The following is a 13,247-nucleotide window of genomic DNA, read 5'->3' on the forward strand; positions in this document are numbered from 1 at the left end:
ACTGGGAGGGTGCCCGCCGACCGACTCCACCTCGTCCGCCATGGCGAGGTCCACAACCCGGGGCGCGTCCTGTACGGCCGTCTCCCCGGCTTCGGGCTGAGCTCCGACGGCCGGCGGATGGCGCGGCAGGCCGCCGAGTACGTCCGGTCCCTGGAGCGTCCTCTCGGCGCCCTCGTCGCCTCGCCCCTCCAGCGCACGCGCGAGTCGGCCGAGCCGTTCGAGGAACTCTTCGGCATCGAGCCGTTCATCGACGAGCGCGTCATCGAGCCGACCAACGTCTTCGAGGGGCGCCGGATGAAGCGGGTCTTCTACAACCCGCTCAATTGGCGTCATCTCGCCCAGCCCGCGCTCCCCAGCTGGGGGGAGCCGTACGAGCGGATCGTCGAGCGCATGCGGGCCGCGATGGATGATGCGTGGGACCGCCCGGAGGGCGGCGACGTCGTCATCGTCTCGCACCAGCTGCCGATCTGGATCGCGCACCTCTCCATCGCGGGCGGGGCCCTCCGCCACGACCCACGTCGCCGTCGGTGCGCGCTGTCGAGCGTCACCAGCTTCGAGCGACGCGGCGACTCCCTGACGGGGGAGCGCTGGGTCGAAGTCGCGTACGCGGAGCCGGCGTCCACCGCCGGTGCCGTCGACGTGGGGGCCGTGTGATGCGGCGCTCGGCCGCGCGTCGTGGGGCGCTCGCCGTGGCCCTCGCCGCCGCCCTGTCGCTGGGGCTCGCCGCCTGCACCGCCGACCCGCTCGCCGATCAGTACCGCGCCGGAGACAACAAGGGTTACATCGCGGCCAACGGGTTCGCGGCCGAGGAGATCCCCACCGCCGAGCGCGGCGAACCGGTCGAGTTCTCCGGTGTCACGGACTCGGGCGACGACGTGTCCCACGCCGACTACGCCGGACAGGTCCTCGTCGTCAACTTCTGGTACGCCGCGTGCGGTCCCTGCATCGTCGAGGCCCCGCGCCTCGAGGAGGCGTACGAGAGCGTCAAGGATGAGGGCGTGGCCTTCCTCGGCGTGAACACGTACGACCAGCCCGCCACCGCGGCATCCTTCGCCCGTGACAACGGCGTGAGCTATCCGAGCGTCATCGCCGTCAATGATGGCGCCGTCAAGCTCGCCTTCGCCGAGCACGCGCCGCTGAGCGCCACCCCGGTCACCCTCGTCGTCGACACCGAGGGGCGCGTGGCGGCCCGCATCATCGGCGAGCTCCCCGAAGCATCCATTCTCGAGTCGATCGTGCAGTCCGTACTGGCGGAGGCCGCGTGAACCCTGGAGCCATCGTCTTCGATGGCACGCTGTGGCTCGCCGTGCCGATCGCACTGGCGGCCGGGCTCGTGTCGTTCCTCTCGCCGTGCGTGCTGCCGCTCGTCCCGGGGTACCTCGGGTTCATCGGCGGCACCGTCGCGCCGCGGCGGAGCTCGTCATCCACCCCGGGCCGGGGCAGGCTGCTGGGCGGGGTGCTCCTGTTCATCGCCGGCTTCACGCTCGTGTTCATGACGGTCAACGTGCTGGGGGGCACGGTCGGTCGCTTCTTCGTGGAGTTCGCCGACCCCATCACGCGCGTCATGGGCGTGGTCGTCATCCTCCTGGGCCTGGTGTTCATCGGGCTGTTCGGCGTCGCCCAGCGCACCGTGCGGCCGCAGGCCCGCAGCAGCGTTGGCCTGATCGGCGCCCCTCTCCTCGGCATCGCGATGGGAATCGGCTGGACCCCGTGCATCGGCCCCACCCTCACCGCGATCTTCTCGGTGTCGTGGAACCTGGGCGACCCCGGCCGCGCCGCGCTCCTGGGCCTGGCGTACTCCCTCGGCCTCGGCATCCCGTTCGTGCTCCTGGCGCTCGGCTTCGGCTGGGCGACCCGGTCGGTGGCGTTCCTCCGTCGCCACATCCGCGTCATCAACCTCCTCGGCGGCGCCCTCCTGATCCTCCTGGGCCTGGCGATGGTCACGGGACTCTGGGGGATGCTGATGGCTCAGCTCACGGGGGTGATCGCCAGTGTCCCGCTCCCTCTTTGACGAGACCTCCGCCGCGGCGGACGGGCCCCTCCGGCCCTCCGACCACCACGGCTCCGCCCCGGACGAGGCCCACGGGGCGAACGGCGACATCATCTCGCCCGCGCTGGGCCCCGTCGGGTGGCTCCGCTGGGGATGGCGCCAGCTCACCAGCATGCGCACGGCGCTCGTACTCCTCCTCCTCCTCGCGATCGCCGCGGTGCCGGGGTCGATCGTGCCGCAGCGCAGCGCCGACCCCAACGGGGTCACCCAGTACTTCACCGACAACCCCGAGCTCGCTCCCGTCCTCGACAACCTGAGCCTGTTCGACGTCTACTCCTCGCCGTGGTTCTCGGCGATCTACCTGCTCCTGTTCGTCTCGCTCATCGGCTGCGTCATCCCGCGCACCCGGCATCACTGGAAGGCGCTCCGCTCCCGGCCGCCGCGGACCCCAGCCCGGCTGTCACGCCTGGGCGACGTGCGTGCCGCCGAACTGGATGCCGCGTCCCCCGAGGACGCCGAACGACGGGCCGCCGACGCGGTCGGCTCCGCGACCGAGCAGTTGCGCAAAGCCGGGTACCGGGTCGAGCGCTACGACGGACGCGGCGCGTTCTCGGTCTCGGCCGAGCGCGGTTACCTCCGCGAGAGCGGGAACCTCGTCTTCCACGGTGCGCTGGTGGGCGTCCTCGTCGTCGTCGGCATCGGGGGTGGATTCACCTATACCGGGCAGCGGGTGATCGTGGAGGGGACGACCTTCGTCAACTCGCTGCTGGACTACTCCTCCTTCAACCCTGGACGGTTCGTCAGTCCCGACGACCTGACCCCCTACGCCCTGACGCTCGACGAGTTCGAGGTGTCGTACGTGCCGCTGGGCGAACAGGGCGCTGGACAGGCGGGAGACTTCGTCGCGAACCTCACGACGCAGCTGGGCGGTGAGGTGGCCGAGGGCGAGGTGCGGGTCAACCACCCGCTGGACGTCGCCGGTGACCGCGTGTACCTCATGGGCAACGGCTACGCCCCCACGATCACGATCCGCGACGCCGAGGGCGAGGAGATCTTCTCCGACTCGGTGCCGTTCCTTCCCCAGGACACCAACATGACCTCCCTCGGCGTGGTCAAGGTCGCCGATGGTCTCCCCGAGCAGATGGGGCTCGTCGGATTCTTCTACCCGACGCAGGCGGCGCTGGAGTCCGGAGCCTTCACGTCGGCCTACCCCGACCTCATCAGCCCCGTCGTCACGTTCAACGTGTTCGTCGGCGACCTCGGCATCGACGGGGGTCAGCCCCGTTCGGTCTACACGCTTGACACGAGTGAGATGGAACAGCTCAGCGGTGGCGACACGGGCACCGAATCGATCGAGCTCGCCCCCGGCCAGACCGCCGAGCTGCCGGACGGCCTGGGGTCGATCACCTTCGAGGACGAATCGCCGGAGGGGGCCACCGGATACGCCGAGTCGGTCAAGCGGTTCGCGTCGCTGTCGATCCACCGCGACATCGCCGCCCCGTGGGTGCTCCTCTTCGCCGTGCTGGCGACCCTGGGCCTTCTCGCAGCGCTGTTCGTCCCCCGCCGGCGCATGTGGGTCAAGGCCACCACCCGGGGGAGCACCGTGCACCTGGAATACGCCGGTCTCGCCCGCGGAGAAGACCCCACGCTGGCCTCGGCCGTGGAGCAGTTCGCCGACCGTCACGGCCAATCGCTCGAGGGGTGGCGCCGGGCCCCCGACGTAGACTGACACCATGCCCGGAACCGAAACGCTCTCGCTCGACGCCGTCTCCGTGCTGCTGGTGTGGACCGCGATCGCGATCTACGTCCTGGCGTTCCTCGCCTATGCCGTCGACCTCGCCCGGCGCTCCGATGTCGCCGTCCGGGCGCAGGATGCGGCGCGCGAACGCGAGCTCGTGGCCGCGGGCGGAGCATCCGTCTCGGCGGGGTCGCGCTCCGGTTCCTCGACCGGGGACGGCGGGGCCTCAGCGACCAAGCCGCGCTTCGTGTGGGGGCGCATCGGCACGTCGCTGACGGTGCTGGCGTTCCTCTTCCACGTCGCCGCCGACGTCACCCGCGGCATCGCGGCCGAGCGGGTTCCGTGGTCGAACATGTACGAGTTCGCCCTCACCGGAACGATGCTCATCGTCGCGGTGTACCTCGCGGTGCTCTTCCGGTACGACCTGCGCTTCCTCGGCTCCTTCATCACCGGGCTGACGGTCGTGCTCCTGGGCGGTGCGACGCTGGGCTTCTTCGTCGAGGTCGTGCCGCTGGCCGACCCGCTGAAGTCGGTGTGGCTCGTCATCCACGTCTTCGTGGCCTCGCTCGCCACCGCCCTGTTCGCCCTCGCGTTCGGGCTGTCGGTGCTGCAGCTGATGCAGTCGCGCCGCGAGCAGCGGGTGGCCGCGGCCGCGGCATCCGGTGACGACTCCGGTAAGACGGGCCTCCGGTTCCTGCGCACGGTGCCGTCGGCGGAGACCCTGGAGTCCCTCGCCTACCGGTTCGCGATCGTCGGGTTCATCTTCTGGACCTTCACTCTCATCGCCGGGTCGATCTGGGCCAACGACGCGTGGGGACGCTACTGGGGCTTCGACACCAAGGAAGTGTGGACCTTCGTCATCTGGGTGCTCTACGCCGGCTACATCCACGCCCGCGCGACCCGCGGATGGCGCGGCACCCGTTCGGCGTGGCTGTCGATCATCGGCTTCACCGCCGTGATGTTCAACTTCACCATCGTGAACATGTTCTTCAAGGGCCTGCACGCCTACTCCGGCCTGACCAGCTGACGCCCCCGGCGCCCGCTCCACCCCCACCCCACTGCCGCCGAGAAACGACATTCCGGCCGAGACACCACGCGCCGCGTTGTGTCTCGCCGGGAACGTCGTTTCTCGCGTGGGGGGACGGGGGGTCAGGCGGGGGATGCGGCCAGCAGCGCGCGGGCGGGGACCGAACGCCGCCGGGCCACCGCCACCGTCGTGGCGATGAACGCGAGGACCGCCCAGATGAGGAGACCGACGACGGCCGCGCCCAAGCCGTCGGCGGCGGTGAGGGCGGCGAGCATCCCGTCATACGCGGGCGCGGTCGGGAGGAGCCCGGCGATCGCCGAGATGACGCCCGGGACGGTCGAGACCACGCCGGTCGCGACCGCCAGCGCGCCGATGACGGCGGAGATCCACCGCCCGGCGCCGCCGAAGACGGCGACGAGCGCCTGGTTCACCGCGGCGAAGGCGATCCCGGCGACGACGGCGACGGCGGCGAACAGCCACCAGTCGGCCCAGTCGTAACCGGCCGCCAGCTGCACGACGCCGGCAACGAGCACGCCCTGCACCGCGCCGATGGCCGCGGCCGGCGCGAGCCCGCGCAGGGCCAGGAGCGCCGACGGCCGGCGCGAGGAGAGCGTCCGCGCCGTCACTGCGCGGAGCGCCACGAACGTCGCCAGGCCGCCGAACCACAGCGCGACCATCACCACGAGCGGTACCGCGGACGCGCCGAACAGGTTGGTCCCGACGCCCTCGGCTGCCACCGGCTCGGCCACGACGGACGCGAGGTCCTGCGCTTCGCCGTCGGTGTACGACGGCAGCTCCTCTACGGCGCTCGACAGGCCGGCGCCGAGGTCGGCGGTGCCGTCGGCGACCTGTCGCACGCCGCCGGAGAGCTCGCCCGCCCCGGTCGCGGCCTGACCGGCTCCCTCAGCCAGCGCGGCGGCGCCGGTGGCGAGTTCGGATGCTCCGCCGGAGAGCTGCGCGGCGCCGTCGGAGAGCTGCCGTACGCCGCCGGCGGCGGTGGTGGCGCCACCGGCGAGCTCGTCGATGCCTCCGGACAGCTGCGTGAGGTTCGCGGCCAGGGACTGCAGCCCCGGGCCGAGCTGCTGCAGGCCGTTGACCCCTGCGGCGATCGTGCCCGACTGGCCGATCAGCTCGCTGACGGGCGGCACGGCCGCCTGGGCCTGTGCCGAGATCTGAGCGAGCGTCGCGCAGAGCTCGCTCGACCCGCCCTGGTCGGCACACGTCGCGGCGGCCTGCGCGAGCCCGTCGGCCGCGGCCGTCACCTGCGACTGGATCGTGGCGCTGTTGGCGGCGAGGGAATCGGCTGCCGCCACCATGTCGGAGGGCAGCGCGGGAATCGCATCGGCGGTCTGCTGCAGACCGCCGGCCAGCGCGCGGCCGTTCTCTGCGATCGTGCCCGCGCCCGCAGCCCACGCGTCCAGTCCGTTCGCGGCCTGCCCGGCGCCGGAGGCGAGTTCGGAGGCGCCGGCGGAGAGCTGTGAGGCGCCACCGGCCAGGGCGGAGGCGCCCTCGGAGAGCTGCCCCACGCCGTCGGCGAGGTCGGCTGCGCCGTCGGCGGCCTGTCCGGCACCGTCGGCGAGCTGGGCGGCACCGTCCGCGGCCGTGCCGAGCTGGTCGCCCAGGGTCGTGAAACCGAGGAACACGTTCTCCAGGTACACCTCCGACAGCGACGTGCCCAGCAGGGATGCTGCCGCCTGCGTCACCTGTGCGGAGATCGCGTCATCCACCACGAGGCTGTCCGGGGGCGTGCTGACCTCGATCGTGGCCTGCTCGGGCGTCCCGCCGGGCGCGGTGGAGGTGGCCGCCGCGGAGAAGTTCTCGGGGATGGTGATGACCGCCGCGTACGAGCCGTCGGCCAGGCCTGCGCGGGCGTCGTCGTCGTTCGTGATCGTCCAGTCGAGGTTGCTCGGAATGTCGTCCGAGCCCTCGATGAGGCCCGCCGTCAGCTGGCGTCCGAGGGGCACGGTCTGCCCGTCGATCGTGACCGGCTCGTCGTCGTTCACGATCGCTGCGCTCATCGCGTCGAGGCGTTCGACGGGGTTGTACAGCGCGCCGACGAGCACGCCGCCGACGATCACCGGCAGCAGCAGAGCGCCGACGATCGTGAGCCAGGTCACCGGCCGCCGGGAGCCCGCGCGTTCGACGGGCAGCGCCAGGGGGGATGCGGAACGGGTCATGCGGTCACCTCGGACAGATCGGTGGGGAAGGGGGATGCGGTGCGCACCCGCGTGACGGATGCTTCGGGCCAGCCCGCCTCGGACAGCACGCGGCGGGCAGCGCCGGTGTCGGCGGAGGTGACCAGGAGGGTCCACTCGCCGGCGGCGGCAGCATCCCGCAGGGTCGCCGCGGCCTGATCGCGCAGAGCCCCGTGTGCGACGACGTCGATGCCCTGGACGGCGAGGACGCCGGGGCGACCGGTGAGTGCGTCGCGGAGTTCTGCCAGCGGATCTTCGGCCTCATCGAGCTGGGCGATGCCGACATGGCTGCGCACCCACGACTCTCGGCCGGGCAGCAGGTGCCCCGCGACCCGCAGGCGCCCCGCGGTCAGGGAGACGCGCCCGGCCAGTGCGTAGAGCGCCGCGCGCGCTCGCCGTGGATCGTCGGACGTGAGGATCGCGGCGTGGCCGGGTTCGACCTCGAGCGACAGACCGTCGAACAATTCGACGTCGCGCGCCACAAGGCCGATGTCGTCGGCCACGACGATCGCGCGGGATGCGGGTCCGGGCCACTCCTGCAGCGCCATCTCGCGTTCGACGGCTTCGCCTTCCACGTCGAGGCGGGGGAGGAGCCGGTCCAGCCACTGCGGGATCCACCACGCCCTGTCGCCGAGCAGGGCCATGAGCGCCGGGATGAGCGTCATCCGCACGAGGAACGCGTCGACGGCGATGCCGACGGCCAGGCCCAGGGCGATGGGCTTGATGGAGGAGTCGCCCTCGGGCACGAACGCGGCGAAGACGCCGAACATGATGAGCGCCGCCGCCGTGACCACGCGGGCGGTGGCCGAGAATCCCGAGCGCACCGCCGCCAGCGCGATCTCCCGGGCGTCGGCGCGTGCACGGGCTCTCGCGCGGGCGTGCACGTAGTCCTCACGCATGCGCGTCACGAGGAACACCTGGTAGTCCATCGCGAGCCCGAAGAGCACGCCCATCAGCACGATCGGCATGAAGCTGATGACCGGTCCCACGCGTGTGACGTGGAGGAGATCCGCGAACCAGCCCCACTCGAACACGGCGGCGACCACGCCGAACGCGGCGGCCACGGAGAGGAGATAGCCGAGCGCTGCGGTGAGCGGGACCGCGATGGATCGGAAGACGACCATCAGCAGCAAAAAGGACAGCCCGACGACGAAGATGCCGAACGGCACGAGAGCGGCTCCGAGGCGATCGGAGATGTCGATGGCGACCGCGGTGAAACCGGTGACCTTCAGGTCGATGCCGTACTCGTCGAGCCACTCGTCGTGGTGCGCGCGCAGCTCGCGGACGAGGTCGGCCGTCGCCGGGTCATCGGGCGCCGTCTCCGGCACGATCTGCACGATGCCGGTGTCGGCGGTCTCGTTCGGGGTGGCCAGAGCCACCTCCTTCACGCCGGGCAGCTGCTCGACCTCGGCGGCGATGTCCGCCATGAGGCCGACCGGGTCGTCCGAGGTCACGATCGTGCCGGTGAGTACGAGCGGACCGTTGAAACCGGGCCCGAAGTTCTCCGCGGCGAGGTCGTAGCTCTGCCGCGCCGAGTTCGCCTCGGGGAGGACGCCGGCGTTCGGAAGCGCGAGGGCGAGGCTTCCCGCCGGGATCGCGAGGGTCCCGAGCCCCACCACGACGGCGACAGCGCTGACGAGCGGATGCCGCGTGACCAGCGCCACCCAGCGGTTCGTGCGCTGGGGCGCGGTCGCCGGCTGCGGTGCAGGGGAGGCGCTGTCGGCCGGCTCGTCCGCATCCGCGCTCTTCCGCGCCGAACGGCGGGACGGCCGGACACGGCCCGCGGCCCGGCGGCCTGCGAAGCCGAGGAGGGCGGGGGTGAGGGTGACCGACACCACCACTGCGAGCGCGACGGCCACGGATGCGGCGATGCCCATCGTCGTGAGGAACGGGATGTTCGCGAACGACAGCCCGATGAGGGCGATGAGCACCGTGATGCCCGCGAAGGTCACCGCCGACCCTGCCGTGCCGGTGGCGCGTGCCGCGGACTCCTCGGGGTCCATGCCCTCGCGCACCTGGTCCTGATGTCGGGCGGCGATGAACAGCGCGTAGTCGATGCCGACTGCGAGGCCGAGCATGAGCGCGAGGAGCGGCGTCGTGGAGGAGATGGGGGCGAACGCCGTCGCGAGCAGGATGAGCGCCATGGACAGTCCCACCCCGAGGATCGCGGTCAGGAGCGGAACGCCGGCCATGACGAAGGAGCGGAAAGTCACGATGAGGACGAGGAGCGCGATGATCAGGCCCACGGCCTCGGTGATGGTCACGCCGGGAACGGAGTTCGCGAACAGGTCGCCGCCGAGTGCGGCCTGGGCGCCCTCCGGAAGATCCGCGGCGAACGCGTCGGTGGCATCCCGCAGCTCCTCCTTGGCCGTGGGCGACACGCTCGTTCCCTGCCCGTCGAACTGCAGGCGCACGATGGCCGCCTCGGCGTCGTCGTTGATCAGCCCGGTGACGGCCTCGTCGAACGGGTCGGTGACGGCGAGTACTCCGTCGACATCCTCGAGCTCGGAGACGAGGGACGAGATGCCCGCGGCATACGGGTCTTCGTCGACGCGCTCGCCGGGTGCGGCGACCACGACGATCTGTGCGCTCGTCCCGCTGACCTGCGGGAAGGTGCGGGAGAGCTGCTCGAGTCCCTCTTCGGATTCGGTGCCCGGGATCGAGAAGGAGTTGTCCGTGCCCTGGTTGAACAGCAGCGCCCCGCCGCCGGCGGCGAGGAGCACCACGATCCACGCGGCCAGGACCCGCCAGCCGTGGCGGTACGACCAGCGTCCCAGCGAGGACAGGAGAGTGGACACGGCGACTCCGATGGATCAGCGGACGATACAGGGACGTATCGGATACACAGATGTATCGTAATCGGCGGGAGCTTGGTTAGGCTGGACGGTCCGTGTGAAACGGAGGGAACCATATGAGCGAAACGCTCTCCACCACGCCGCGCCGTGAGGCGACCCGGCAACGACTGCTGGATGCTGCCGCCGAGGTCTTCGCCGAGGCGGGTCTGGACGGTACCTCCGTGGAGGCCGTCTGCGAACGGGCCGGCTTCACCCGCGGGGCGTTCTACTCCAACTTCGCCTCGAAGGAGGAGATGTTCCTGGAGCTCGCCGCCGCCGTCGCCGAGGCGCGCGTGGCGGAGTTCGAGGAGCGCGTGGCGCAGCTGAAGGGCGAAGGTGCGCTGGAGGTGACACCGGAGACGGCGGTGACGCTGGTCGAGCGGGTGCTGGATCTTCCGGGTGATGACCGCCTCGGTGTACTCCTCATGAGCGAGATCCGGATGCGGGCGCTGCGGAGCCCGGCCATGGCGCAGGCGTTCCTCGCGCAGGACGCCGACATGCGGCGCAACATCGCCGGCACGATCGCCGGCATCGTGCGGGGAACGGGCCTGAGTCTCGCCGTGCCGCCCGACGAGGCGGCTCGCCTGCTTCTCCTCGTGTGGGAGGGGACCATGACGCGCGCCATGATCGCGGGGCTCGACCGACGCGCGGCCCAGCGCGAGGTGCAGAAGAGCATCGGGGACATGATCCCGCTGATGGTGTCCGGGATCGGCTGACCGCCTCTACCGCGCCGCCAGGAGAGCGTGGCAGCGCGTCAGCCGGGCGATCCACCACTCGCGGCGTTCGGGCGGCGCGGCCAGCTCCCGCAGCCGGTGGGGGGAGGGCGCGGCCGGCCCGACCGGCAGCATCCCCGCACGCGGGACGAGCGGCGGGTCGGCGACATCGGTGCGGAACAGCGACGAGGTTCCCAGGCCGCAGTCGTAGTCGAGGTCGGGCAGCGCTGCGGCCAACGCCACACCCATCGCCAACCCGACCGACGTGTCCAGAGCGCTCGAGACGACGGCGGGGAGTCCGGATGCCGCGACGATCTCCAGTGCGCGGTGGACGCCTCCCAGCGGTTGCGCCTTGACCACGAGCAGGTCGGCCGCACCGGCGCGCGCCACGCGCAGCGGGTCGTCGGCCTTGCGCACGCTCTCGTCCGCTGCCACCGGAACGTCGAGGTAGGAGATCCGTTCGCGCAGCTCGGCGAGTTCGTCCACCTCCGCACACGGCTGCTCGACGTACTCGAGGTCGAACGGCGCGAGAGCGTGGATGGCGTGCTCCGCCTCGTCGACGTTCCACCCGCCGTTCGCATCGATGCGGATGCGGCCCTCCGGACCCATCGCTGCGCGAACGGCACGGACACGGGCGATGTCGTCGGCGAGCACCTGCCCGGGCTCGGCCACCTTCACCTTGGCCGTTCGGCATCCGTCGAAGCGCGCGAGCACGGCCGGGACGTCCGCCGCCGGGACGGCGGGGATCGTGGCATTCACCGGGACCGTGTCACGCAACGCGTTGGGTCGTTCACGCCATCCGAAGTCGATGGCTCCGGCTAGCCACGTGGCCGCTTCGGCGTCGGCGTACTCCGGGAACGGTGAGAATTCCGTCCACCCCGCAGGGCCCTCGAACAGCACGGCTTCTCGCACGTCCACCCCCCGGAAGCGCGTCGCCATGGGGACCGAGACGACGTGAATACTCGCGAGGAGCTCATCGAGGGAGGGCGATGGTGCGGTCATGTCTTCCATCCTCCCGCGCAATAGGCTGACGACATGCTCCTGGACACCCCCGTTCGCATCGGCGTGCAGCTCGAACCGCAGCACGCCGGCTACGCGCAGATTCGCGACGCGGTGCGGCGACTGGAAGACATGGGCGTGGACATCCTGTTCAACTGGGACCATTTCTTCCCGCTCTTCGGAGAGCGCGACGGCGCGCATTTCGAGGCGTGGACCATGCTCGGCGCGTGGGCCGAGCAGACCGAGCGGGTCGAGTTCGGCCCCCTCGTCAACTGCAACGGCTACCGCAACCCCGACCTGCAGGCCGATATGGCCCGCACGATCGACCACATGAGCGGCGGCCGGTTCATCTTCGGCACGGGGGCGGGGTGGTTCGCCCGCGACTACGACGAGTACGGCTACGAGTTCGGCACGCCGGGTGCCCGACTGACTGACCTCGCGGAGGGCCTTGACCGGGTCGTGGCGCGATGGGACCGGCTCAACCCGCCGCCCACCCGCCGCATCCCGATCCTCATCGGCGGCAAAGGCGAGCAGAAGACGCTGCGGATCGTGGCCCGTCACGCCGACATCTGGCACAGCTACGTGGCGCCCGACGAACTCGCCCACAAGATCTCCGTGATCGAGAAGTGGGGCGAGACGGAGGGGCGCGACGTGTCGGGCATGATCGTCTCGAACGAGCTGAAGGGTCGCGATTCCTCCGACGCGGACGCGCTGTTCGATGCGGGCGTGCGCCTGTACACGATCGGGTGGGCTCCCCACCTGCCCGATTACGAGACGGTGTCGTCGTGGCTGCGGTGGCGCGACGCCAGGAACGGGATCTGATGGTCTCCGAGCTGTTCGACCCGGCGGAGTGGATGCCGGCCCCCGCGAGCGAGCGGTACACCGACATCACGGCGCACGTGTCGCACGACGGGCGGATCGCGCGCATCGCGTTCGACCGCCCCGAAGTGCGCAACGCCTTCCGCCCGCACACGGTGGATGAGCTCTACACCGCGCTGGACATCGCGCGGCAGAATCCGAGGATCGGTGTCGTGCTCCTCACAGGCAACGGGCCGAGCCCGAAGGACGGGGGATGGGCGTTCTGCTCCGGCGGAGATCAGCGCATCCGCGGCCGCGACGGGTACACGTACGCCGACCCTTCGACAGGCTCAGGGACCCCTTCGACAGGCTCAGGGACCGCGACGGGACGGCTGCACATCCTCGAGGTCCAGCGCCTCATCCGGTTCATGCCGAAGGTCGTGATCGCCGTGGTCCCGGGCTGGGCAGCCGGCGGCGGGCACTCGCTGAACGTCGTGTGCGACCTGTCGATCGCGAGCGCCGAGCACGGCCGGTTCAAGCAGACCGACGCCGACGTGGGGTCGTTCGACGCCGGGTACGGGTCCGCGTACTTCGCCAGGCAGATCGGGCAGAAGCTCGCGCGCGAGGTGTTCTTCCTCGCCGAGGAGTACTCCGCGCAGCGCGCGTACGAGATCGGTGCGGTCAATCGCGTCGTCCCGCACGCCGACCTCGAGCGCGAGGCCATCGCGATGGCTCGGGTGATCCTGGGCAAGTCGCCGACGGCCATCCGGATGCTGAAGTTCGCGTTCAACGCCGTCGATGACGGCCTCGTGGGACAGCAGGTCTTCGCCGGCGAGGCCACGCGGCTCGCGTACGGAACGGATGAGGCGGTCGAGGGCCGCGACGCCTTCCTGGAAAAGCGCGACCCCGACTGGACCGGGTTCCCATGGCACTACTGACGCGGCGCCCCGCAG

At 71.2% G+C, this 13,247-nt stretch carries 11 protein-coding genes; 8 read left to right on the forward strand and 3 right to left on the reverse strand.

Translation table 11 applies throughout. The annotated features are described in order from the left end of the window. Positions 1–9 precede the first annotated feature (9 nt). From AC2DFQ_RS06140 to ccsB, 5 genes are read left to right on the forward strand one after another with little or no spacing between them, the layout of a single operon-like run. Positions 10–654, forward strand: a complete 645-nt coding sequence (locus tag AC2DFQ_RS06140) for a histidine phosphatase family protein (RefSeq protein ID WP_484508311.1) — start codon at positions 10–12, stop codon at positions 652–654. Continuing rightward, entirely contained in the window at positions 654–1,265 is a 612-nt protein-coding gene (locus AC2DFQ_RS06145; RefSeq protein WP_484533276.1) for a TlpA family protein disulfide reductase, read from the forward strand. Before AC2DFQ_RS06140 ends, AC2DFQ_RS06145 begins: the two co-directional genes overlap by 1 nt. Further along, a complete protein-coding gene (locus tag AC2DFQ_RS06150) occupies positions 1,262–2,011 on the forward strand; it encodes a cytochrome c biogenesis CcdA family protein (protein WP_484508313.1) in 750 nt (249 codons plus the stop codon). Before AC2DFQ_RS06145 ends, AC2DFQ_RS06150 begins: the two co-directional genes overlap by 4 nt. Next, positions 1,992–3,719, forward strand: coding sequence for a cytochrome c biogenesis protein ResB (gene resB / locus AC2DFQ_RS06155; protein ID WP_484533277.1), 1,728 nt, complete (start codon positions 1,992–1,994; stop codon positions 3,717–3,719). The genes AC2DFQ_RS06150 and resB overlap by 20 nt, the downstream gene beginning before the upstream one ends. A 4-nt stretch (positions 3,720–3,723) precedes the next feature. Then, positions 3,724–4,755 (forward strand): c-type cytochrome biogenesis protein CcsB, encoded by a 1,032-nt coding sequence (gene ccsB / locus AC2DFQ_RS06160; RefSeq protein WP_484508315.1) that lies wholly within the window; start codon positions 3,724–3,726, stop codon positions 4,753–4,755. 122 nt (positions 4,756–4,877) lie between these two features. On the opposite strand, the gene AC2DFQ_RS06165 is transcribed toward ccsB, so the two are convergent. Both AC2DFQ_RS06165 and AC2DFQ_RS06170 read right to left on the reverse strand, forming a co-directional pair. Next, on the reverse strand, positions 4,878–6,932 hold the full coding sequence (locus tag AC2DFQ_RS06165) for a YhgE/Pip family protein (protein ID WP_484533278.1): 2,055 nt from the start codon (positions 6,930–6,932) through the stop codon (positions 4,878–4,880). Further along, entirely contained in the window at positions 6,929–9,748 is a 2,820-nt protein-coding gene (locus tag AC2DFQ_RS06170; RefSeq protein WP_484533279.1) for an MMPL family transporter, read from the reverse strand. Before AC2DFQ_RS06170 ends, AC2DFQ_RS06165 begins: the two co-directional genes overlap by 4 nt. Before the next feature lie 113 nt (positions 9,749–9,861). On the opposite strand from AC2DFQ_RS06170, the gene AC2DFQ_RS06175 reads away from it, so the two are divergent. Further along, a complete protein-coding gene (locus AC2DFQ_RS06175) occupies positions 9,862–10,500 on the forward strand; it encodes a TetR/AcrR family transcriptional regulator (RefSeq protein WP_484508318.1) in 639 nt (212 codons plus the stop codon). Positions 10,501–10,506: 6 nt separating this feature from the next. Here the strand turns inward: AC2DFQ_RS06175 and AC2DFQ_RS06180 are convergent, their stop codons facing one another. Further along, on the reverse strand, positions 10,507–11,499 hold the full coding sequence (locus tag AC2DFQ_RS06180; protein WP_484533280.1) for an o-succinylbenzoate synthase: 993 nt from the start codon (positions 11,497–11,499) through the stop codon (positions 10,507–10,509). 33 nt (positions 11,500–11,532) lie between these two features. On the opposite strand from AC2DFQ_RS06180, the gene AC2DFQ_RS06185 reads away from it, so the two are divergent. Then, positions 11,533–12,318 carry an LLM class F420-dependent oxidoreductase gene (locus tag AC2DFQ_RS06185; protein ID WP_484533281.1) on the forward strand — a complete coding sequence of 262 codons (786 nt, stop codon included), beginning with the start codon at positions 11,533–11,535 and terminating at the stop codon, positions 12,316–12,318. After that, complete coding sequence (locus AC2DFQ_RS06190) at positions 12,318–13,232, forward strand: 1,4-dihydroxy-2-naphthoyl-CoA synthase (protein WP_484509970.1); 915 nt, start codon at positions 12,318–12,320, stop codon at positions 13,230–13,232. Before AC2DFQ_RS06185 ends, AC2DFQ_RS06190 begins: the two co-directional genes overlap by 1 nt. Positions 13,233–13,247: the final 15 nt, after the last annotated feature.

Source organism: Microbacterium sp. Z11_20, from assembly GCF_057197605.1.